We start from the raw sequence: 21,367 nt of genomic DNA, 5'->3' as shown, positions 1-21,367 counted from the left end.
TTCAGATTATGCAGTTACAGAAATTAGTCAATATGTTTGGTGGGGATCTTGCCCGACGCTATGGCGAAAAAGTTCATAAGCTGACCCTGCACGGCGGCTTTAGCTGCCCAAACCGCGATGGCACGCTGGGCCGCGGCGGCTGTACTTTCTGCAACGTCGCCTCTTTTGCCGATGAGGCGCAGCAGTACCGTTCAATTGCGGTGCAGCTTGCCGAACAGGCGCAGCGCGTTAACCGCGCCCGGCGCTATCTTGCCTATTTTCAGGCCTATACCAGCACATGGGCGGAAGTGCAGGTGCTGCGCGAGATGTACCAGCAGGCGCTGAGCCAGGCCAATATGGTTGGGTTGTGTGTCGGAACGCGTCCCGACTGTGTGCCGGACGCGGTGCTGGATCTGCTGTGTGAATACCGCCAGCAGGGCTTTGAGGTGTGGCTGGAGCTGGGGTTACAAACCGCGCACGATAAAACCCTGCACCGCATCAATCGCGGCCACGATTTCGCCTGCTATCAAAACACCACGCGGCTCGCCCGCGAACGCGGCCTGAAGGTCTGTACCCATCTGATTGCTGGCCTGCCGGGCGAGCGGCTGCCGGATTGCATGGCGACGCTTGAGCGCGTGGTCGAAACTGGCGTCGACGGCATCAAGCTGCACCCACTGCATATTGTGAAAGGCAGCATTATGGCAAAAGCCTGGGAAGCGGGGCGCCTTAACGCCATCGGGCTTGAGGAGTACACCGCCATTGCGGGCGAGATGATCCGCCACACGCCGCCAGAGATCATCTACCACCGCGTTTCTGCAAGCGCTCGTCGTCCGACCCTGCTGGCGCCGCTGTGGTGCGAAAACCGCTGGACCGGCATGGTCGAAATTAATACCTACCTTAATGCACACGGCGGCCAGGGCTCGGCGCTCGGTCGCTGCTGGACACCACCCGCCTGAACCTGGGTCAACCACACATTATTGCCGCATTTTTCGCACAAGCTTCAACGCCTTGCTCAGAATTGAGTATTATTGAGCGGACTTGTTTAAGGAAAACGCTATGAAGCAAATCCGTTTACTGGCGCAATATTACGTCGACCTAATGATGAAGCTGGGTCTGGTGCGCTTTTCCATGCTGTTGGCGCTGGCGCTGGTGGTGCTGGCCATTGTGGTGCAAATGGCGGTCACGATGGTGTTGCAGGGGCAGGTTGAGCGTATTGACGTGATCCGCTCTATCTTCTTTGGTCTGCTGATCACCCCCTGGGCGGTCTACTTCTTATCGGTAGTGGTTGAGCAACTTGAGGAGTCACGCCAGCGCTTATCGCGGCTGGTAGAGAAGCTGGAAGAGATGCGCGAGCGCGATCTTAAGCTCAACGTGAAGCTTAAAGACAACATCATGCAGCTTAATCAGGAGATCAGCGATCGCGAAAAAGCCGAAGCGGAGCGACAGGCAACGTTTGAGCGGCTGAAGATTGAGATGCAGGAGCGCGAGCAGACGCAGATCCAGCTCGAACAGCAATCCTCTTTTTTGCGCTCTTTCCTTGATGCTTCCCCCGACCTTGTCTTCTATCGCAATGAAGATAAAGAGTTTTCTGGCTGCAACCGCGCTATGGAGCTGCTGACCGGCAAAAGCGAAAAGCAGCTGATTCACCTCAAACCGCAGGATGTTTACTCGCCGGAAGCGGCGCAAAAAGTGATTGAGACCGACGAGAAAGTGTTTCGTCACAATGTCTCGCTCACCTATGAGCAGTGGCTCGATTACCCCGACGGGCGCAAAGCCTGCTTCGAAATCCGCAAAGTTCCCTATTATGACCGCGTCGGTAAACGCCACGGGCTGATGGGCTTCGGGCGCGATATTACCGAGCGTAAGCGCTATCAGGACGCGCTGGAGCGTGCCAGCCGGGACAAGACCACCTTTATCTCTACCATCAGCCACGAACTGCGTACGCCGCTTAACGGCATCGTCGGTTTAAGCCGCATCCTGCTTGATACCGACCTCGCGCCTGAACAGGAAAAATACCTCAAAACGATCCATGTCTCTGCGGTGACGCTGGGCAATATCTTCAACGATATTATCGATATGGATAAGATGGAGCGACGCAAAGTACAGCTCGATAACCAGCCACTCGACTTCACCAGCTTCCTTGCGGATCTGGAGAACCTCTCCGGGCTGCAGGCGCATCAAAAAGGGCTGCGCTTCGAGCTGGAGCCGACGCTGCCGCTGCCACACCAGGTGATCACCGACGGCACCCGTTTGCGGCAGATCCTCTGGAACCTGATCAGCAACGCCGTGAAATTTACCCGCGAAGGGCAGGTGACGGTGCGTGTGCGCTATGACGAAGGTGAGATCCTCCACTTCGAAGTGCAGGACTCCGGGATCGGGATTCCGCGCGATGAGCAGGACAAAATCTTCGCCATGTATTATCAGGTGAAGGATAGCCACGGCGGCAAACCGGCCACCGGTACCGGCATCGGGCTTGCGGTCTCGCGCCGTCTGGCGAAAAGCATGGGCGGCGATATCACCGTCAGCAGCCAGCCTGGCAGCGGCTCGCTCTTTACGTTGACCGTCCATGCCCCTGCGGTGGCGGAGGAGGTTGACGACGCTTTCGAAGAGGATGAGATGCCTTTACCGGCGCTACATGTGCTGCTGGTAGAAGATATCGAACTCAACGTGATTGTCGCGCGCTCGGTGCTGGAGAAACTTGGTAACAGCGTCGATGTGGCGATGACCGGCGGTGAGGCGCTGGAGATGTTTGCGCCGGGCGAATATGACCTGGTGCTGCTCGATATTCAGCTGCCGGATATGACCGGGCTGGATATTTCGCGCGCGCTCACCAGCCGCTATTCGCGCGACGAACTGCCGCCGCTGGTGGCGCTGACCGCAAACGTGCTGAAAGATAAGCAGGAGTATCTGGATGCCGGCATGGATGATGTTTTAAGCAAACCGCTGGCAGTGCCGGCATTAACGGCAATGATCAAAAAGTTTTGGGACGCCGGAGATGAGGAGGAGGAACAGGTGGCAACGATAGACAACGACAAAGCGCAAACTCTGCTGGATACCGCCATGCTTGAGCAGTATCTCGAACTGGTTGGGCCGAAGCTGATTACCGATGGGCTGGCGGTGTTTGAGAAGATGATGCCGGGCTACCTGAGCGTGCTGGAGTCGAACCTCACCGCGCGCGACCAGAAAGGGATTGTTGAAGAGGGGCACAAAATTAAGGGCGCTGCCGGATCCGTCGGCCTGCGCCATCTGCAGCAGTTAGGCCAGCAGATCCAGTCCCCGGATCTTCCCGCCTGGTGGGATAATGTCGGCGAATGGGTGGAAGAGATGAAGCAGGAGTGGCGCAATGATGTCGCCGTGCTCAAAGCCTGGGTGGCAGACGCTGCAAAAAAATGACCCCGGATTAACCGGGGTGCGCGAATACTGCGCCAACACCAGGGAAACCGTGGCTGCGCCGTAATTTTTGGTTTTAATTGCAAGGGCGCAGTCTATTAAAATTCGACCACACGCACATAAGATAGCAAATCTTAAATGATTTGTTACAGCAATCAGTGAAATGTGTGAAGCAAGGCTTCCTTATCAAAATTTTTAGTTATTGACCGCAATTCGCAGAAAGGATGTTTGGCATGAAAAGAGTCGGCGTTGTTCTTAGTGGGTCTGGTGTGTATGACGGTTCCGAGATCCACGAAGCGGTAATTACCCTGCTGGCGCTTGCCCGCAACGGTGCAGAGGCCGTCTGTTTTGCGCCCGATAAAGCGCAAAGTGATGTCATCAATCACCTCACCGGCGAAAGCATGGCGGAAAGCCGCAACGTGCTGGTTGAGGCCGCCCGCATTACTCGCGGCAAGATCGCGCCACTGGCGCAGGCATCAGTAAACGATCTGGATGCGCTGATTGTCCCCGGCGGCTTTGGCGCGGCGAAAAACCTCAGCAGCTTTGCCAGCCTCGGCGGCGACTGCGAAGTGGATAGTGATCTGAAAAGCCTCGCGCTGGCGATGCACGAGGCTGGAAAACCGCTCGGTTTTATGTGCATTGCGCCGGCGACGCTACCGAAGATTTTCGACTTCCCGCTGCGTCTCACTATCGGAACCGATGTCGACACTGCCGAAGTTTTGGAAGAGATGGGCGCGGAGCACGTGCCGTGTCCGGTGGACGATATTGTTGTCGATGAAGAGAACAAAGTGGTGACCACACCGGCTTATATGCTGGCGGAAGATATTGCCCAGGCGGCAACAGGAATTGAGAAGCTGGTGACGCGCGTGCTGGTATTGTGCGAATGAAGCGAGGCGGAGGCGGTAAGCTGAAGGCCGCGCTAAAACGTCTTCTTCTGCGTGTTCTGTTAGTGCTGGTGGCCTTCTGGGGCGGCGGTATTCTGCTTTTCAGCTTCTTACCCGTGCCGTTTTCCGCAGTGATGGTTGAGCGGCAACTGAGCGCGTGGCTGACGGGGGATTTTAGCTATGTCGCCCACTCGGATTGGGTCAGCATGGATGAGATCTCACCGTGGATGGCGCTGGCGGTGGTTGCCGCTGAAGATCAGCGCTTCCCCGATCACTGGGGATTAGATGTGGAGGCGATCGAAAAAGCGCTCTCACATAATGAAAAGCATGAGAACCGCATTCGCGGCGCCTCGACACTGTCGCAACAGACGGTGAAAAACCTCTTTTTGTGGGACGGTAAAAGCTGGCTGCGAAAAGGGCTGGAGGCGGGGCTGACGGTAACAACGGAAGCGGTATGGACGAAACGGCGCATCCTGACGGTCTATCTGAATATTGCGGAGTTTGGTGACGGCATATTTGGTGTGGAAGAGGCGTCGCAGCGCTATTTTCATAAACCCGCGAGCCGGCTGACGATGTCGGAAGCCGCGCTGCTGGCGGCGGTGCTGCCGAACCCGATTCGTTATAAAGCGGCAGCGCCTTCAGGTTATGTGCGTAACCGTCAGGCGTGGATCATGCGCCAGATGCAACAGCTGGGTGGCGAAGGCTTTTTGCAGAGTAACAACCTGCACTGATTACTCTTCGTCGAACCCGGCGATAAACAGCGCCACCACCGCGGCCAGCGCTTCCTCTTCCTGAGGGCCGCTGGCTTCGACTTCAATCTGTCGGCCTTTGGCGGAATCCAGCATCAGCAGAGCGATCACGCTGCTGGCTTCCGCTTCGGTTCCCTCTTCATTACGCAGCAGCACTTCCGCGTCAAAGCCCTGCACCAGTTCAAACAGTTTCATCGCCGGGCGCGCGTGCATGCCCAGCTTATTGGTGATCTCAACGGTTTGTTTTACGGTCATGTTTTGCGTTTTTCCAGCGTACGGTGACGGGACTGCACGTTTTTGCCGCGCGAGCGGAAGTAGTCCGCCAGCTGTTCGGCGATATAAACAGAGCGGTGTTTACCCCCGGTACAGCCGATGGCAACCGTCAGGTAGCTACGGTTGTTGGTCTCCAGCATCGGCAACCACAGCTCGAGGTAACTGCGCGTCTGGTAGATGAAGTTATGTACTTCGGTATGCCTGTCGAGGAATGCGGCGACGGGCTTATCAAGGCCGGTCATCGGGCGCAGCTTCGGATCCCAGTGCGGGTTCGGCAGGAAGCGCACGTCAAAGACGTAATCGGCATCGATTGGAATGCCGTGCTTGAAGCCGAAGGATTCGAAGACCATGGTCAGTTCGCGCTCGCGTTTGCCCAGCAGACGCGTGCGCAGCATCTCTGCCAGCTCATGCACCGACATCTCTGAGGTATCAACAATCAGATCGGCACGCGAACGCAGCGGCTCAAGCAGATTGCTCTCTTCATCGATGGCGCTCTCCAGCGACAGGTTTTTGCTTGAGAGCGGGTGCAGGCGGCGCGTGTCGCTGTAGCGGCGGATCAGGGTGTTGCGATCCGCATCTAAAAAGAGCAGCTGCGGCGAAAACGCCTCCGGCAGGTTGCTCATCGCCTGCTCAAAGATCTCCGGCGACTCCGGCATGTTGCGCACATCGATACTGACGGCGGCAGAGATCTGGCGATCGGCGAGGGTTTGCGCCAGTTCCGGCAACAGCACAACCGGCAGGTTATCAACACAGTAGAAACCCATATCTTCCAGTGCGCGTAGCGCCACGGATTTCCCTGAACCCGAACGACCACTGACGATCATCAGGACCATGGGTCATTTCTCCTCAGAACGACTGACAAAAAGAGTCTTTCCCGGTTACGCATCGCCGCGCTCGCCTTCTGTCTGCGTGATGATCTCATAGAGCTCTTCATCACTCTGCGCGCCGCGCAGGCGTCGACAAATGGTTTTATCTGCCAGCCGTTTGGCGACCAGCGAAAGGGTGTGCAGATGCGTTTTGGTTTGATCTGCCGGCACCAGCAGGGCAAAGAGCAGATCGACGGGTTGATTATCGATAGCGTCGAAGGCAATCGGCGTTTCGAGTTGCACAAACACGCCGACGGCGCGCAGTGTATCTTCCTCGAGCTTGCCGTGGGGAATGGCGATACCGTTACCAATGCCGGTACTGCCCATTTTTTCACGCGTAAGAACCGCTTCGAAGACCACCTGCGGCGGCAGACCTAACTGTTTCGCCGCCAGCTCGCTGATAATTTCCAGCGCGCGTTTTTTACTCTGGCAGTGAACGCCGCTACGGGTACATTCCTGGTTAAGCACTGTGCTCAGTTGAAGAGCCGAATCGTTATTCATCATAATTTCACCTAAGCGACGCCGGAGCCAGCACCCAACCGGGTTGCGGTCGGGTGCAACGCGCCAGACGGACGCCCGGACAATTAGTGTTGTTTCAGTTTATCTTTATGCTTCGTGAGCTGCCGCGCCAGTTTATCAATTAAACCGTCAATAGCAGCATACATATCTTGTCCTTCCGCACTGGCATGCAGTTCGCCTCCATTCACATGCAGCGTGGCATCTGAAATGTGCGTCACCTTTTCCACTTTCAACACAACATAAACCTGATTAATCCTGTCGAAATAGTGCTCCAGCTTGGCGAATTTGCTGTTTAAAAACTCGCGCAGGGCATCGGTAATCTCAACGTTTTGTCCGGTGATGTTTAGCTGCATAGTGTCTTCCTTATCGGTTGGGTCACACCAGCTGTTTACGCTGGTTAGACGGCGGAATGGATAAAGATTCTCGATACTTCGCAACGGTTCGCCGCGCGACCATGATTCCCTGATTGGAAAGCAGCGTCGTCAGCTTACTGTCGCTCAGCGGTTTTGCAGGGTTTTCAGCGGCGATCAACTTCTTCACCAGTGCGCGGATGGCCGTGGAGGAGGCTTCGCCGCCGCCTTCGGTATTCACATGGCTGGAGAAGAAATACTTCAGTTCAAAAATGCCGCGAGGACTGTGCAGGTACTTCTGGGTCGTAACACGAGAGATAGTGGACTCGTGCATCTCGACGGCCTGGGCGATATCCGCCAGCACCATCGGTTTCATAAATTCTTCGCCCTGCTCAAAGAACGCCTGCTGCTGCTCGACGATGCAGCGGCTGACGCGCAGCAGCGTGTCATTGCGGCTCTCCAGGCTTTTGATCAACCACTTCGCTTCCTGCAAATTACTGCGAATGAACTGTGTATCGGCGTCGTTACGCCCGCCGCTGCCCATCGCTGCATATTGCTGGTTGATCTTAAGACGCGGAATGCTGTCGGCGTTAAGCTCCACCGTCCAGCGGCCGTTGTGTTTGCGCACCAGCACATCGGGGATCACATACTCCGGCTCGCTGGTCTGGATCGACTGCCCGGGACGCGGATCGAGGGACTGGATCAGATTGACCGCCTCTTTCAGCACATCCTCTTTCAGGCGCGTCACGCGCATCAGCGAGCGGAAGTCATGATTGGCCAGCAGATCGAGATGATCGCAGATAATAAGCCGGGCCTCTTCACACCACGGTGTCGCTTTGGCGAACTGGGAGAGCTGAACCAGCAGGCAGTCGCGCAGATCGCGCGCCGCAACGCCAACGGGATCAAAACGCTGAACGCGCTTTAGCACCGCTTCGACTTCATCCATGCCGATCTCGTCGTTCCCCATGCTCTCGAGGATCTCCTCAAGCGTCACGGTGAGATAGCCAGTTTCGTCCACGGCATCAACGATCGAGGTCGCAATGGCGCGATCCGTATCGGAGAAGGGGGTCAGCTCAACCTGCCACATCAGGTAATCCTGTAGCGACTGGGTGGTTTCGCCCTGATAGATCGGCAGTTCATCATCAATGTAATCGTTACTGCTGCCTGACGGCGTGCCGGCGGTATAGATCTCATCCCAGCTGGCATCCAGCGGCAGTTCGTCAGGCATCTCTTTCTGTTCGAGTGCATCCGCGGTGTCCAGGCCATCTTTTTCCTGAACCTGTTCGCTATCCACTTCTTCGTGAAGATCGGTTTGTTCCAGCAGTGGGTTGCTCTCCAGCGCCTGCTGAAGTTCCTGCTGAAGTTCCAACGTGGACAACTGCAAAAGGCGAATGGCCTGTTGCAGTTGCGGCGTCATGGCTAGCTGTTGGCTAAGCCGTAGTTGCAAACCTTGCTTCATATTCAGAGCAGCACTCTCCGACAAAAAATGTCAATAAACCTTACCCTATCAGAGTCTGAAGTCTTCCCCAAGATATACGCGCTTAACATGTTCGTCTTCAAGGATTTGCTGCGGCGTGCCGTGGGCGATGAGATGCCCCTGGCTGACAATATAGGCGCGCTCACATACGGCCAGCGTTTCGCGCACGTTATGGTCGGTAATCAGCACCCCAAGCCCGCTGTCACGCAGATGCTCGATAATGCGTTTGATGTCGATAACCGAGATTGGGTCAACGCCCGCAAAGGGTTCATCGAGCAGGATAAATTTCGGGTTTGCCGCCAGCGCGCGGGCAATCTCGACGCGGCGACGTTCACCGCCGGAGAGCGCCTGGCCCATGCTGTCGCGCAGGTGATCGATATGGAACTCTTCCATCAGCTCGTTGGCGCGATCTTCACGCTGTTCCGTGGTGAGATCGTCACGAATCTGCAGCACTGCCATCAGGTTGTCATAGACGCTGAGGCGACGGAAGATCGAGGCTTCCTGCGGTAAATAGCCGATGCCGCGACGCGCGCGCGCATGCAGCGGCAACAGGCTGATATCTTCATCATCAATAATGATGTTGCCGGCATCGCGCGCAACAATCCCGACCACCATATAGAAGGTGGTGGTTTTCCCTGCGCCGTTAGGGCCAAGCAAGCCGACGATTTCACCGGAGTTAACGGTCAGACTGACGTCTTCGACCACGCGACGGCCTTTATAAGCCTTGGCGAGATTCTTTGCAGTTAATGTTGCCATAACGGATTAGTTACTCTTCTTTTGCGCCGGGGCCGGGGCGGATTTATTGCTCTTGTCCTGTAACTGCGACGGTACCAGCACAGTAGTCACGCGCTTACCTTTGTCGCTGAACGCCTGCATCTTCTGCTCTTTCACCAGGTAGGTGATTTTGTCACCAGCAATATTGCTGTCCAACTGCTCGAGATAGGCGTTGCCGGTCAGGATGACGAAATCTTTTTCCAGTTCGTAGTGCATCTGCGAGGCGTGGCCTTTAACCGGCTTGCCGTTGTCTTGCATCTGGTAGAAAGTGGCCGGATTGCCGTAACCGTCGATGATCTCTCTGCCTTGCTGGCCGCCCGGACGGGTGACCACCACCTTATCGGCGTTGATCTTAATCGTCCCCTGCGTCACGACGACATTGCCGGTGAAGGTGACAACATTCCCCTGCATATCCAGCGACTGCTGATCGGAGTCGATGTGGATCGGCTGGTCGGTATCCCCGGTCACAGCGAGCGCCGGAAGCGCGGCAGCGAAGAGCGTACTCGCCAGGAGAAGATTAAGGCTGCGTTTGTTTGTTTTGAATTTCATAGGAGCTTCTAACCTTTTCAATCAGCTCGGCGTTTTTGCTGCGTAAATTGCCGCGCATTTTCAGGCCGGTGGAATTAAATGTTGTTCCGTATAACGTAACCTGATCGTCTGAGAAAACATCCTGGGTGACCAGGTTGATCCGGGCGTTATCCGTGGTGATTCTGCGTAATTGTGCGTCCGCAGTCAGCGCGTTAACTTCGACATGTCCATAGAGGTAAAGCATTTTGTCGTCGGTGAGCTTTGCTTTATCCGACTTGATAGACCAGGTCGGAACTTTGTTCTCATCGAAGGTGGTTAACACCGGTTTGGCAAACCAGCTAACGCTATCGGCGGAGTAGTACTCCACATTCTGCGCGATCAGACGATAGTTCAGCGCGCCTTCCGGGCTGTAAACGACAGTATCCGTATGTTGGCTTTTATAAGTCGGATCGGAATTGTTCGCTGCGCTCTGTTCCGGCGCATCCTGAGTGGTGAAGTTAATACCAATCAGAACCAGTGCGACCAGCGCCAGCAGAATAATGACCCAACGTCTGGTTTTACTCATATTGATTGCCCTTTGGCTTCATCCAGCTTGCCCTGTGCCAGCAGCAGTAAGTCACACACTTCACGCACCGCGCCGCGACCGCCGTTAATCCGCGTCACGTAATCGGCGCGCGCGCTGAGCAGCGGGTGCGCATCTGCAACGGCCACGCTCAGGCCAATCTCCGCCATCACCGGCCAGTCAATCAAATCGTCGCCGATATAGGCGACCTGATCCGCCGTCAAATCAAGGCGGGCGAGCAGCTCCCGATAGGCGATCATTTTGTCTGATTGCCCCTGGTAGAGATGGGTGATGCCCAGCGTTTCGCAGCGATCTTCTACCAGTTTAGCGTTACGCCCGGTAATGATCGCCATCTCGATACCGGAGGTGAGGGCGCTGCGAATGCCATAACCGTCGCGAACATTGAACGCTTTTAGCTCTTCACCATTATTGCCCATATAGATGAGCCCGTCGGACAGCACGCCATCCACATCGAGGATCAGCAGGCGAATCTTCGCGGCTTTCTCCATGACTTGCGTGCTTACCGGCCCATAGCAGGTAGCAAGCGACGCGCCAGCATTACTCATTCTTATGTCCTTCTTTACACCACGCCCGCGCGCAGTAAGTCATGCATATGTAACACACCCAGTAACTGCTCACCATCGGCAACCAGTACGCAGGTAATGTGACGGGATTGCATCAGGTTAAGGGCATCGACTGCCAGCGTATTGGGCCGCACGCGCACACCGCCTGGCGTCATCACATCGGCGATGCCAAGGCTGCGCACATCGGCGCCCATATCAAACACGCGACGCAGGTCACCATCGGTAAAGATACCTTCGATCTTCATCAGATCGTCGCAGATCACCGTCATACCTAAATTCTTACGCGTGATCTCCAGTAACGCATCACGCAGGCTGGCTTCTTTGCTGACGTGCGGGATCTCATCCCCGGTGTGCATGATGTCATTCACACGCAGCAGCAGTTTGCGGCCCAGCGCGCCGCCCGGATGGGAGAGGGCAAAATCTTCGGCGGTAAAGCCGCGCGCTTTCAGCAGCGCCACGGCCAGCGCATCGCCCATTACCAGCGCTGCGGTGGTGCTGGAGGTCGGCGCCAGCCCCAGCGGGCAGGCCTCTTTCGGCACTTTTACGCATAAATGGATATCCGCCGCGCGCGCCATGCTGCTCTCAGGGCGGCTGGTCATGCAAATCAGCGCGACCTTGAGGCGCTTCAGCACCGGGATGAGCGCGAGGATCTCATTGGACTCACCGGAGTTCGACAGCGCAATCACGACATCCTGCGGGCTGACCATACCCAGGTCGCCGTGCGCGGCTTCGCCGGGGTGGACGAAAAAGGCGGGCGTGCCGGTGCTGGCGAAGGTTGCCGCCATTTTCCGGCCGATATGGCCCGATTTGCCCATGCCCATCACTACGACTTTGCCAGCACAATAAGCGATGCTTTCGCATGCGCGGGTGAAATCTTCATTAATGTACTGATCCAGCTGTGCGAGGCCTTCACGTTCAATCGCCAGAACTTCTTTGCCGGCTTGTTGAAAGTCAAAACCCGGCTGCAAATCTATTTGCGACATAGTGCGTATCCGATTATCCCGTCAAAAGCGGCGACAGCCAGTAGAGCATCGCCAGCCATATGATAAACCCACCGAACAACAGCCCCCCGACAGCACGACTGATCTGCTTGCGTCGCCAGCAGATCAGCGCGAAAAGGGCGCTGACCAGCACCATTACCCCGTAATCGCGCGTGAACGCCATCGGGTTAAAGCTGCCTGGCGCAATCAGTGCCGGCAAGCCAAGCACGATCGCGATATTAAAAATGTTGGAGCCGATAAGGTTGCCGATGGCGATATCGTCTTCCCCTTTGCGCGCGCCCGCGATGGCGGTGGCAAGCTCAGGAAGGCCGGTACCGATGGCGATAACCGTCAGGCCGATAGTCAGTTCGCTGATAGCGAAGAAGTTCGCCACCACCGTGGCGTTATCCACCACCATGCGTGTCGCCATCGGCATGATAATCAGCGCGACGCCCAGCCAGAGGCAGGCAACCGACACACTTCCCTCTCGCGGCAGCTCGGCCAGCTGCTCGCGCGTCAGGCTATCATTACCCTGGCGTTCGGCCAGACGGGCGATTTTAACAATGAACACCAGCCATAGCACGGCTAATAACAGTAAAAAGATGCCGTCTATGGGCGTAAGCCGCCCATCATACAGTACGACGCCCGCCAGCAGGCTAGCTACTAAGGTTAACGGCAATTCACGGCGCAGAATATCGGAATGCACGGTAAAAGGGTGTAATAGCGCGGCAACGCCGAGGATCAGCAGGATATTGGTGATGTTCGATCCGATGGCGGTGCCGATAGCGAGATCGAGCTGGCCATGCAGCGAGGCGGCGACAGAGGTGATGATTTCCGGCAACGAGGTGCCAATACTGACCACCGTCATGCCAATAATTAATGGCGGAATACCAAGAGCGCGGCAAAGAATGGAGGCGGCAAACACCAGACGATCGGCACTGTAGACCACAAGAAGTAAACCAATTATCAATAGCGCCGTCGCTAAGAGCATCTAACGTCCTTTCTTCAGGTATAATTTCGCCGTTTCGCAGGCCGCTATACCGGGTTAAAACCGGAACTTCCGCGTAGCGTAATGATTCCTAATTTTGACTTTATGCGGCTCAAAAGTAAAACAAATGCCAGCTTTCGCTAACTTGGGCGGGTAATATTCTGTAAAAATGCTGGGTTCGTGATGATATCAAGCGTAATGCTTGCAGCCCACAGGGTGATAAGGAAGAGGAAATGAGCCAGACAGTGGCGAATTTGGTCGATGTTCGTGGCGTCAGCTTCTCCCGAGGTAGCCGCCCGATCTTCGACAATATTTCACTGACCGTGCCGCGCGGGAAAATCACCGCCATTATGGGGCCGTCAGGGATCGGTAAAACCACCTTACTGCGCCTGATTGGCGGGCAGATCCCGCCCGATAGCGGCGAAATCTTATTTGATGGCGAAAACGTGCCGGCAATGTCGCGTTCGCGCCTCTTCACCGTGCGCAAAAGAATGAGCATGCTCTTTCAGTCCGGCGCACTCTTCACCGATATGAATGTGTTCGATAACGTCGCCTATCCGCTGCGCGAACATACCACTTTGCCACCGGCGCTATTGCACAGCACGGTGATGATGAAGCTCGAAGCGGTCGGGCTGCGCGGTGCGGCAAAATTGATGCCCTCCGAGCTCTCTGGTGGTATGGCGCGGCGTGCGGCGCTGGCGCGCGCGATTGCGCTGGAACCGGATCTGATCATGTTTGATGAGCCTTTCGTTGGCCAGGATCCCATAACCATGGGGGTGCTGGTGAAGCTTATCTCTGAGCTGAATAACGCGCTGGGCGTCACCTGTATCGTTGTTTCCCATGATGTGCCGGAGGTGTTGAGCATCGCGGATTACGCCTATATTGTGGCGGACCGGAAAATTGTCGCCCACGGCAGCGCGCAGGGGCTGCAGGATAATAGCGATCCTCGCGTCCGTCAGTTCCTTGATGGCATCGCCGACGGGCCGGTTCCGTTCCGCTATCCTGCTGGTGATTACCAGCGCGATCTTTTAGAAACAGGGAGTTAATACACTCATGCTGTTAAATGCACTGGCTGCGCTTGGCCATCGTGGGATCAAAACGATCGCGACGTTCGGGCGTGCCGGGTTAATGCTGTTCAACGCCCTGGTTGGCAAGCCGGAGTTTCGCAAACACGCGCCGCTGCTGATCCGCCAGCTCTATAACGTCGGTGTGCTGTCGATGGTCATTATCCTCGTCTCCGGCGTCTTTATCGGCATGGTGCTGGGATTGCAGGGCTACCTGGTGCTGACGACTTACAGCGCGGAGACGAGCCTCGGCATGCTGGTGGCGCTATCGTTGCTACGCGAATTAGGCCCGGTAGTTGCCGCGCTGCTGTTTGCCGGACGCGCAGGCTCGGCGCTCACCGCAGAGATTGGCTTGATGCGCGCCACCGAGCAGCTCTCCAGCCTCGAGATGATGGCGGTCGATCCTTTACGTCGGGTCATTTCGCCGCGTTTCTGGGCGGGCGTCATCTCTCTGCCGCTGCTGACGGTTATGTTTGTCGCGGTTGGTATCTGGGGCGGCTCGCTGGTGGGCGTTAACTGGAAAGGCATCGACAGTGGTTTCTTCTGGACTGCGATGCAGAACGCCGTCGACCTGCGAATGGATCTGGTTAACTGTCTGATTAAAAGCGTGGTCTTTGCCATCACCGTGACCTGGATTGCGCTGTTTAACGGTTACGATGCGATCCCGACTTCGGCCGGGATCAGCCGCGCGACAACACGCACCGTTGTGCACTCCTCGCTGGCCGTTCTCGGTCTGGATTTTGTGCTCACCGCATTGATGTTTGGGAATTGAGTTCATGCAAACGAAAAAAAGTGAAATTTGGGTCGGCCTGTTTCTTCTGCTGGCATTACTGGCGGGGCTCTTTATCTGCCTGAAAGCGGCAGATGTCGCCTCGATGCGTACAGAACCGACGTACCGCGTTTATGCCACCTTTGACAATATCGGCGGCCTGAAAGCCAATTCGCCGGTGCGTATCGGCGGGGTGGTGATTGGGCGCGTATCGGATATCTCTCTCGACCCGAAAACTTATCTGCCGCGCGTGACGCTGGATATCGAAGAGCGTTACAACCAGATCCCGGATACCAGCTCGCTGGCGATCCGCACATCAGGCCTGCTGGGCGAACAATATCTGGCATTAAACGTCGGGTTTGACGATCCCGAGATGGGAACATCTATGCTTAAGGAAGGCAGCACGATTCAGGACACCAAGTCCGCAATGGTGCTGGAAGATCTCATTGGTCAGTTCCTTTACAACAGTAAAGGTGGCGACAATAAGAATTCAGGCGATGCGGCGGCGCAAAATGAAGGGAATACTCAACCTGCGCCGTCTGCGGATCAGACGCATTAACGAGGAGAAGTGACGCAATGTTTAAACGTCTCATGATGGTTGCTCTGCTGGTCGTTGCACCGTTGAGCTCGGCTTTGGCTGTTGATCAAAGCAACCCTTACACCGCAATGCAGGGGGCGGCGAAACAGACTTTCGATCGCCTCAAAAATGAACAACCGAAAATCCGCGCGAACCCGGATTACCTGCGCGAGGTGGTCGATCAGGAGCTGCTGCCCTACGTCCAGGTGAAATATGCCGGCGCGCTGGTGCTGGGCCGTTATTACAAAGAAGCGACCCCTGCGCAGCGTGATGCCTACTTCAAGGCGTTCCGCGAATATCTGAAACAGGCATACGGTCAGGCGCTGGCGCTCTACCATGGCCAGACTTACCAGATCGCCCCGGAACAGCCGCTGGGCGATGCCACTATCGTGCCGATTCGCGTCACCATCGTCGATCCGAACGGTCGTCCGCCGGTACGCCTCGATTTCCAGTGGCGTAAAAACAGCCAGACCGGTAACTGGCAGGCTTATGACATGATCGCTGAAGGCGTAAGCATGATCACCACCAAACAGAATGAGTGGAGCGATCTGCTGCGTACTAAAGGTATTGATGGCCTGACCGCTGAGCTGCAGTCTATCTCCCGCCAGAAAATTACCCTGGACGAGAAGAAGCAATGACCCAGCAGCTAAGCTGGTCGCGTGACGGTGAACGCCTGGTGTTGCTGGGCGAGCTGGATCAGGACGTGTTAAATCCTTTATGGGATGCGCGCGCAGAGGCGATGAAAGGGGTAACCATCATCGATCTACAGGGCGTAACACGGGTTGATACCGCAGGCGTCGCGCTGCTGGTTCATCTGGTTGAACTCGGTAAAAAGCAGGGCACGGATGTGACGCTTCTGGGCGTAAGTGAGAATGTGAGCACCCTTGCGGCGCTCTATAACTTGCCGCAAAGTGCCTTGCCACGCTAATTTTTTCAATACGTTACTATTTAAAGCCCCGTCCAGAGAGTGGATGGGGCTTTTTGCTTATTTAAGACCGTCGCACTTTCCTCTAAGATGTGTGACTGTTTTCACTTTTAGATGATATTTACGCCCATGGAAAATCATGAAATCCAGACCGTGCTGATGGAAGCACTCTCTCTCCAGGAAGCCCACGTCACTGGCGATGGCAGCCATTTTCAGGTTGTCGCTGTGGGTGAAGTTTTTGACGGCATGAGCCGGGTCAAGAAGCAGCAAACCATCTATGGCCCGCTGATGGAGTACATCGCGGATAACCGCATTCATGCCCTGTCGATCAAAGCGTATACGCCGCAAGAATGGGCGCGCGATCGCAAACTTAACGGCTTTTGAGCGCTGGCGGTATGACCCGCCGCGCGTGTGAATTCTTAACAGAGATCAGATAAATGGATAAGTTTCGTGTACAGGGGCCAACGCGTCTCCAGGGCGAAGTGACAATTTCAGGTGCCAAAAACGCCGCACTGCCGATTCTTTTCGCCGCGCTGCTGGCTGAAGAGCCGGTCGAAATCCGCAACGTGCCGAAACTGAAAGATATCGACACGACCATCAAGCTGCTGAGCCAGCTCGGCACCAAAATTGAGCGTAATGGCTCGGTATGGATCGATGCCAGCAAGGTGAACGTCTTCTGTGCGCCGTACGACCTGGTGAAAACCATGCGCGCTTCGATTTGGGCGCTGGGTCCGCTGGTTGCCCGTTTCGGCCAGGGGCAGGTTTCACTACCGGGCGGTTGCGCGATTGGCGCGCGTCCGGTCGATCTGCATATCACCGGTCTTGAGCAACTGGGCGCGGAGATTAAGCTGGAAGAGGGCTACGTTAAAGCCTCTGTCGACGGCCGTCTGAAGGGCGCGCACATTGTGATGGACAAAGTGAGCGTTGGCGCGACGGTGACGATTATGTCCGCTGCGACGCTGGCTGAAGGCACCACCATTATCGAAAACGCCGCGCGCGAGCCGGAAATTGTCGATACCGCCAACTTCCTCAATACGCTCGGTGCCAAAATTACCGGCATGGGCACTGACCGCATCACCATCGAGGGCGTTGAGCGCCTTGGCGGCGGCGTTTATCGCGTGCTGCCGGACCGCATCGAAACCGGGACCTTCCTGGTGGCAGCCGCTATCTCCGGTGGAAAAATTGTTTGCCGCAATGCCCAGCCGGATACGCTGGATGCCGTGCTGGCTAAACTGCGTGACGCGGGTGCTGATATTGAACTGGGCGAAGACTGGATTAGCCTCGATATGCACGGTAAACGTCCGAAAGCCGTTAACGTGCGTACCGCGCCGCATCCGGGCTTCCCGACAGATATGCAGGCGCAGTTCACGCTGCTGAACCTGGTGGCCGAAGGTACCGGTGTGATCACTGAAACCATCTTCGAGAACCGCTTCATGCACATCCCTGAGCTGATTCGTATGGGTGCTCATGCAGAGATTGAGAGCAACACCGCGATTTGCCACGGCGTAGAAACGCTCTCCGGCGCGCAGGTGATGGCGACCGATCTGCGTGCATCGGCGAGCCTCGTGCTGGCTGGCTGTATTGCGGAAGGGACGACCTATGTCGATCGCATCTACCACATCGATCGTGGTTATGAGCGTATCGAAGATAAGCTCAGCGCGCTGGGCGCGAAGATTGAGCGTGTGAAGGGCGAATAACCTCGACACCATTAAAAAAGGGAGCGAAAGCTCCCTTTTTTTATCTGCAACATTTTACGCTTCACTACGTTTTTTCCTGATGAATTTGGTTTTATCAAGAAACGCGTGCGTGATGGGATCGTGGTAACGCGAAGGCCATATAACCCAGGGATCGGTATCCAGCGCCCGGGCAATAATCAACTCTCCCTTCGGCCAGGGTCGGGTCAGTGCATTGGCGAGGGTGGAGGAACTCAAGCCATTTTTTCGAGATTCAGCCGCCAGCGACGTACCCTTTTTTCGCAGCCCGGCAATGATATCGGCTTGATGCCAGTCGGTATATTTCGTTTCCATAACATCTCCCTGATGAGAATCGGTTTCAACCATTGTTCGCCAACAACGCAGATCACTATACGCATATGGGAATATTTGTTCTAAAAAGTTCAGGGCGATTGTTATGTTTTCAGATTATGCCAAGGCTTGCGCAGCAAGGATTCGGCGCCTGAAAAAGGATGTTATAAGAGCTTATTGGAACTTTCCCGCGATAAATCGCGGGAAACAGAGAGATTAACGATCGCGCTGAACGGCGATGTGGGCAAGCGCAATGAGCGCATCGCGCCACTCAGAGTGCGGGAGAACCTGCAGCGCGGCGATGGCTTTATCCGCCTCTTCTTCAGCACGGCGGCGCGTCCACTCCAGCGACCCGCACTGCGCCATTGCTTCCAGAACCGGTTCCAGAAGATGGCGTCCGCTTCCCTGTTCAATCGCTTCGCGGATCATCTGCGCCTGCTCAGGGGTACCGTTATGCATCGCATGCAGCAGCGGCAGCGTCGGTTTGCCTTCGTTAAGGTCATCGCCGGTATTTTTACCCAGCGTTTCGCCATCGGCGCTGTAATCGAGCAGATCGTCAATCAGCTGGAATGCAGTGCCCAGGTAGCGGCCATAATCCTGCAGCCCCTTCTCCTGTGCTTCTGAACAGCCCGCCAGTAAACCAGAACACTGGGCGGCCGCTTCGAACAGGCGCGCGGTTTTGCTGTAAATCACGCGCATGTAGTTCTCTTCGGTAATGTTCGGGTCGTTGACGTTCATCAATTGCAGCACTTCGCCTTCTGCAATCACGTTCACCGCTTCTGACATCACCTCCAGCACCTTCAGCGAGCCGAGGCTGGTCATCATCTGGAATGCACGGGTATAGATAAAATCCCCGACCAGTACGCTGGCGGCATTACCAAAGGCGGCGTTCGCCGTTGCCTTGCCGCGGCGCATATCTGATTCATCCACAACGTCGTCGTGGAGGAGGGTTGCTGTGTGGATAAATTCGATTAATGCAGCGATGGTGACATGCGCGTTGCCTTCATAGCCAACTGCGCGCGCCGCCAGTACAGCGATCATCGGACGTATGCGTTTGCCGCCGCCGCTTACGATGTAATAACCCAACTGGTTGATTAATTTCACATCCGAGTTGAGTTGTTGCAGAATCGTCGCGTTCACACCCGCCATATCTTGCGCGGTTAACTCATTGATTTTTTCTAAATTCATCGCAAAAGCCGGGCTTTCAGTCCTGTTTACCACATATCAAAAGTGGGATAACAAAGGGTTACGGGTTTGAATAGTATTGTCGATTGTACTGAAAAAACGCGCCAGATAAACGTTACCTTACACGTTGTGTTTTTTTTCTGCGAGGAGTGACGATCACACTTGTCAACGGCTCGCAATTTGCGTAATATTCGCGCCCTATTGTGAATATTTATAGCGCCCTCTGAATTAATCAGGATAGGTGCGCGGAAGCGGAGTTTTATATGTACGCGGTTTTCCAAAGTGGTGGTAAACAACACCGAGTAAGCGAAGGTCAGACCGTTCGCCTGGAAAAGCTGGACATCGCAACTGGTGAATCTGTTGAATTCGCTGAAGTTCTGATGATCGCAAACGGTGAAGAAGTCAAAATCGGCGTTCCTTTCGTTGATGGCGGCGTAATCAAAGCTGAAGTTGTTGCTCATGGTCGTGGCGAGAAAGTTAAAATCGTTAAGTTTCGTCGTCGTAAACACTACCGTAAGCAGCAGGGCCATCGTCAGTGGTTCACTGATGTGAAAATTACTGGCATCAGCGCCTAAGACCTGAGGAGAGATTTAAATGGCACATAAAAAGGCTGGCGGCTCAACTCGTAACGGTCGCGATTCAGAAGCTAAACGTCTGGGCGTAAAACGCTTCGGCGGTGAAGCAGTTCTGGCAGGTAGCATCATCGTTCGTCAACGTGGTACTAAATTCCACGCTGGTTCCAACGTAGGTTGCGGCCGTGACCACACTCTGTTCGCTTTGACTGACGGTAAAGTTAAGTTCGAAGTTAAAGGCCCGAAAAACCGTAAATTCATCAGCATCGTTGCTGAATAAGTTTTTCGCGTCCCGGTAACGGAAGAAAGCCCCGCAACACGTTGCGGGGCTTTTTACATTAGAAGCCCGGCAAAATTCGGGCAGGGAAGAAGCATGAAACAGCAGGCGGGCATCGGTATTCTCCTGGCGCTGACAACAGCGATGTGCTGGGGAGCGTTGCCGATTGCAATGAAGCAGGTGCTGGAAGTGATGGAGCCGCCAACGGTGGTCTTCTATCGCTTTTTAATGGCGGGCATTGGTCTCGGTCTGATCCTGACCTGGAAACGAAAACTGCCGCCACTGCGTATTTTCCGCAAGCCTCGCTGGCTGCTGCTGCTGGCAATTGCCACCGGCGGGTTGTTTGGCAACTTCATATTGTTCAGCTCTTCTCTGCAGTATGTCAGCCCGACCGCGTCGCAGGTGATCGGCCAGCTCTCGCCCGTCGGTATGATGGTCGCCAGCGTCTTTATCCTTAAAGAGAAGATGCGTATCACGCAGGTGATTGGCGCGCTGATGCTGATAAGCGGTCTGGTGATGTTTTTTAACACCAGCCTGATTGAGATTTTTACCCGGCTGACGGATTACACCTGGGGCGTTATCTTCGGCGTCGGTGCGGCGACGGTGTGGGTGAGCTACGGCGTGGCGCAAAAAGTCCTTCTGCGTCGTCTGGCCTCCCAGCAGATCCTCTTTTTGCTGTACACTTTATGTACGCTTGCGCTGCTGCCACTGGCGAAACCCGCCGTGGTGTTCCAGCTGAGTGACTGGCAACTGGCCTGTCTGGTTTTTTGCGGGCTCAACACGCTGGTTGGCTACGGCGCGCTGGCGGAAGCGATGGCGCGCTGGCAGGCGGCGCAGGTAAGCGCGTTAATTACCTTAACGCCGCTGTTTACACTGTTTTTCTCAGATTTGTTATCAATGGCCTGGCCCGATGTTTTCGCCAGACCGATGTTAAACCTTGTCGGTTATCTCGGTGCGTTTGTCGTGGTTGCGGGCGCGATGTTTTCCGCTATTGGCCATCGTCTTTTGGGACGCAGGCGTAGTCGTGAAGTGGTCGTCACTGTGCCCCGCTCAGGCGAATGAGTTACGGAG

General features: G+C 55.5%; 27 protein-coding genes. 14 read left to right on the top strand and 13 right to left on the bottom strand.

All coding sequences use genetic code 11. The annotated features are described in order from the left end of the window. Positions 1-8: 8 nt before the first annotated feature. The 4 genes from mnmL (at position 9) to mtgA (ending at position 4,984) form a co-directional block, all read left to right on the top strand. Positions 9-935 (top strand): tRNA modification radical SAM protein MnmL/YtqA, encoded by a 927-nt coding sequence (gene mnmL, locus SOM48_RS11955; RefSeq protein WP_128482028.1) that lies wholly within the window; start codon positions 9-11, stop codon positions 933-935. Between the two features lie 100 nt (positions 936-1,035). Then, complete coding sequence (gene arcB / locus SOM48_RS11950; RefSeq protein ID WP_042715680.1) at positions 1,036-3,372, top strand: aerobic respiration two-component sensor histidine kinase ArcB; 2,337 nt, start codon at positions 1,036-1,038, stop codon at positions 3,370-3,372. 230 nt (positions 3,373-3,602) lie between these two features. Further along, positions 3,603-4,256 carry an isoprenoid biosynthesis glyoxalase ElbB gene (gene elbB, locus SOM48_RS11945; protein ID WP_094422264.1) on the top strand — a complete coding sequence of 218 codons (654 nt, stop codon included), beginning with the start codon at positions 3,603-3,605 and terminating at the stop codon, positions 4,254-4,256. Further along, positions 4,253-4,984, top strand: a complete 732-nt coding sequence (gene mtgA / locus SOM48_RS11940) for a monofunctional biosynthetic peptidoglycan transglycosylase (protein ID WP_054802968.1) — start codon at positions 4,253-4,255, stop codon at positions 4,982-4,984. Before elbB ends, mtgA begins: the two co-directional genes overlap by 4 nt. Here the strand turns inward: mtgA and npr are convergent, their stop codons facing one another. The 11 genes from npr to SOM48_RS11885 form a co-directional block, all read right to left on the bottom strand. After that, a complete protein-coding gene (npr, locus tag SOM48_RS11935) occupies positions 4,985-5,257 on the bottom strand; it encodes a PTS phosphocarrier protein NPr (RefSeq protein WP_023481048.1) in 273 nt (90 codons plus the stop codon). It lies immediately after the preceding gene. Further along, positions 5,254-6,108, bottom strand: coding sequence for an RNase adapter RapZ (gene rapZ, locus SOM48_RS11930; protein WP_023480906.1), 855 nt, complete (start codon positions 6,106-6,108; stop codon positions 5,254-5,256). The genes npr and rapZ overlap by 4 nt, the downstream gene beginning before the upstream one ends. Positions 6,109-6,153: 45 nt before the next feature. Continuing rightward, a complete protein-coding gene (gene ptsN, locus SOM48_RS11925; RefSeq protein ID WP_023480947.1) occupies positions 6,154-6,645 on the bottom strand; it encodes a PTS IIA-like nitrogen regulatory protein PtsN in 492 nt (163 codons plus the stop codon). Positions 6,646-6,725: 80 nt separating this feature from the next. Further along, the gene (hpf, locus tag SOM48_RS11920; RefSeq protein ID WP_054802969.1) at positions 6,726-7,013 is read right to left on the bottom strand and encodes a ribosome hibernation promoting factor; all 288 of its coding nucleotides are present in this window, start codon (positions 7,011-7,013) and stop codon (positions 6,726-6,728) included. A gap of 22 nt (positions 7,014-7,035) precedes the next feature. Continuing rightward, positions 7,036-8,469, bottom strand: coding sequence for an RNA polymerase factor sigma-54 (gene rpoN, locus SOM48_RS11915; RefSeq protein ID WP_034813638.1), 1,434 nt, complete (start codon positions 8,467-8,469; stop codon positions 7,036-7,038). Between the two features lie 48 nt (positions 8,470-8,517). Further along, on the bottom strand, positions 8,518-9,243 hold the full coding sequence (gene lptB / locus SOM48_RS11910; RefSeq protein WP_076769257.1) for an LPS export ABC transporter ATP-binding protein: 726 nt from the start codon (positions 9,241-9,243) through the stop codon (positions 8,518-8,520). Between the two features lie 6 nt (positions 9,244-9,249). Next, the gene (gene lptA / locus SOM48_RS11905; RefSeq protein ID WP_042713870.1) at positions 9,250-9,810 is read right to left on the bottom strand and encodes a lipopolysaccharide ABC transporter substrate-binding protein LptA; all 561 of its coding nucleotides are present in this window, start codon (positions 9,808-9,810) and stop codon (positions 9,250-9,252) included. Then, positions 9,779-10,354, bottom strand: a complete 576-nt coding sequence (lptC, locus tag SOM48_RS11900; RefSeq protein WP_042713872.1) for an LPS export ABC transporter periplasmic protein LptC — start codon at positions 10,352-10,354, stop codon at positions 9,779-9,781. Before lptC ends, lptA begins: the two co-directional genes overlap by 32 nt. Next, positions 10,351-10,917 carry a 3-deoxy-manno-octulosonate-8-phosphatase KdsC gene (kdsC, locus tag SOM48_RS11895; protein ID WP_023480796.1) on the bottom strand — a complete coding sequence of 189 codons (567 nt, stop codon included), beginning with the start codon at positions 10,915-10,917 and terminating at the stop codon, positions 10,351-10,353. Before kdsC ends, lptC begins: the two co-directional genes overlap by 4 nt. A gap of 14 nt (positions 10,918-10,931) precedes the next feature. Next, positions 10,932-11,918, bottom strand: coding sequence for an arabinose-5-phosphate isomerase KdsD (kdsD, locus tag SOM48_RS11890; RefSeq protein WP_023481006.1), 987 nt, complete (start codon positions 11,916-11,918; stop codon positions 10,932-10,934). Positions 11,919-11,931: 13 nt separating this feature from the next. Next, positions 11,932-12,906 carry a calcium/sodium antiporter gene (locus SOM48_RS11885; protein ID WP_042713876.1) on the bottom strand — a complete coding sequence of 325 codons (975 nt, stop codon included), beginning with the start codon at positions 12,904-12,906 and terminating at the stop codon, positions 11,932-11,934. A 230-nt stretch (positions 12,907-13,136) separates the two neighbouring features. Here SOM48_RS11885 and mlaF point away from each other — a divergent pair, with 230 nt between their 5' ends. The 7 genes from mlaF to murA all read left to right on the top strand — a co-directional run bounded on the left by mlaF (position 13,137) and on the right by murA (position 17,935). Next, positions 13,137-13,949: a phospholipid ABC transporter ATP-binding protein MlaF gene (mlaF, locus tag SOM48_RS11880; protein ID WP_054802970.1), complete on the top strand. Its 813-nt coding sequence runs from the start codon at positions 13,137-13,139 to the stop codon at positions 13,947-13,949. A gap of 7 nt (positions 13,950-13,956) precedes the next feature. After that, positions 13,957-14,739 carry a lipid asymmetry maintenance ABC transporter permease subunit MlaE gene (gene mlaE, locus SOM48_RS11875; protein WP_023480856.1) on the top strand — a complete coding sequence of 261 codons (783 nt, stop codon included), beginning with the start codon at positions 13,957-13,959 and terminating at the stop codon, positions 14,737-14,739. A 4-nt stretch (positions 14,740-14,743) separates the two neighbouring features. Beyond that, positions 14,744-15,295: an outer membrane lipid asymmetry maintenance protein MlaD gene (gene mlaD, locus SOM48_RS11870; protein ID WP_023480973.1), complete on the top strand. Its 552-nt coding sequence runs from the start codon at positions 14,744-14,746 to the stop codon at positions 15,293-15,295. A gap of 17 nt (positions 15,296-15,312) precedes the next feature. Then, positions 15,313-15,951 carry a phospholipid-binding protein MlaC gene (gene mlaC / locus SOM48_RS11865; protein WP_023481036.1) on the top strand — a complete coding sequence of 213 codons (639 nt, stop codon included), beginning with the start codon at positions 15,313-15,315 and terminating at the stop codon, positions 15,949-15,951. Further along, complete coding sequence (gene mlaB, locus SOM48_RS11860; protein ID WP_139567387.1) at positions 15,948-16,241, top strand: lipid asymmetry maintenance protein MlaB; 294 nt, start codon at positions 15,948-15,950, stop codon at positions 16,239-16,241. The genes mlaC and mlaB overlap by 4 nt, the downstream gene beginning before the upstream one ends. A gap of 126 nt (positions 16,242-16,367) precedes the next feature. After that, a complete protein-coding gene (gene ibaG / locus SOM48_RS11855; RefSeq protein ID WP_023480818.1) occupies positions 16,368-16,622 on the top strand; it encodes a BolA family iron metabolism protein IbaG in 255 nt (84 codons plus the stop codon). Positions 16,623-16,675: 53 nt separating this feature from the next. Then, positions 16,676-17,935 (top strand): UDP-N-acetylglucosamine 1-carboxyvinyltransferase, encoded by a 1,260-nt coding sequence (gene murA / locus SOM48_RS11850; protein ID WP_054802972.1) that lies wholly within the window; start codon positions 16,676-16,678, stop codon positions 17,933-17,935. 54 nt (positions 17,936-17,989) lie between these two features. Here the strand turns inward: murA and sfsB are convergent, their stop codons facing one another. Then, entirely contained in the window at positions 17,990-18,265 is a 276-nt protein-coding gene (gene sfsB / locus SOM48_RS11845) for a DNA-binding transcriptional regulator SfsB (RefSeq protein ID WP_023481038.1), read from the bottom strand. A 213-nt stretch (positions 18,266-18,478) separates the two neighbouring features. Then, positions 18,479-19,450: an octaprenyl diphosphate synthase gene (gene ispB / locus SOM48_RS11840; protein ID WP_023481026.1), complete on the bottom strand. Its 972-nt coding sequence runs from the start codon at positions 19,448-19,450 to the stop codon at positions 18,479-18,481. 260 nt (positions 19,451-19,710) lie between these two features. On the opposite strand from ispB, the gene rplU reads away from it, so the two are divergent. The 3 genes from rplU to SOM48_RS11825 all read left to right on the top strand — a co-directional run bounded on the left by rplU (position 19,711) and on the right by SOM48_RS11825 (position 21,358). After that, positions 19,711-20,022 (top strand): 50S ribosomal protein L21, encoded by a 312-nt coding sequence (rplU, locus tag SOM48_RS11835; protein ID WP_003025032.1) that lies wholly within the window; start codon positions 19,711-19,713, stop codon positions 20,020-20,022. 19 nt (positions 20,023-20,041) lie between these two features. Further along, complete coding sequence (rpmA, locus tag SOM48_RS11830) at positions 20,042-20,299, top strand: 50S ribosomal protein L27 (protein ID WP_017457338.1); 258 nt, start codon at positions 20,042-20,044, stop codon at positions 20,297-20,299. Between the two features lie 93 nt (positions 20,300-20,392). Further along, on the top strand, positions 20,393-21,358 hold the full coding sequence (locus SOM48_RS11825) for a DMT family transporter (protein ID WP_023480720.1): 966 nt from the start codon (positions 20,393-20,395) through the stop codon (positions 21,356-21,358). Positions 21,359-21,367: the final 9 nt, after the last annotated feature.

The sequence above is a fragment of the Kosakonia sp. CFBP8986 genome (assembly GCF_034044935.1).
GTDB classification, from domain to species: Bacteria; Pseudomonadota; Gammaproteobacteria; order Enterobacterales; family Enterobacteriaceae; genus Kosakonia; species Kosakonia cowanii.
Note: the sequence above shows the minus strand (reverse complement) of the source record. Positions and strands in the feature narration are given on the sequence as shown.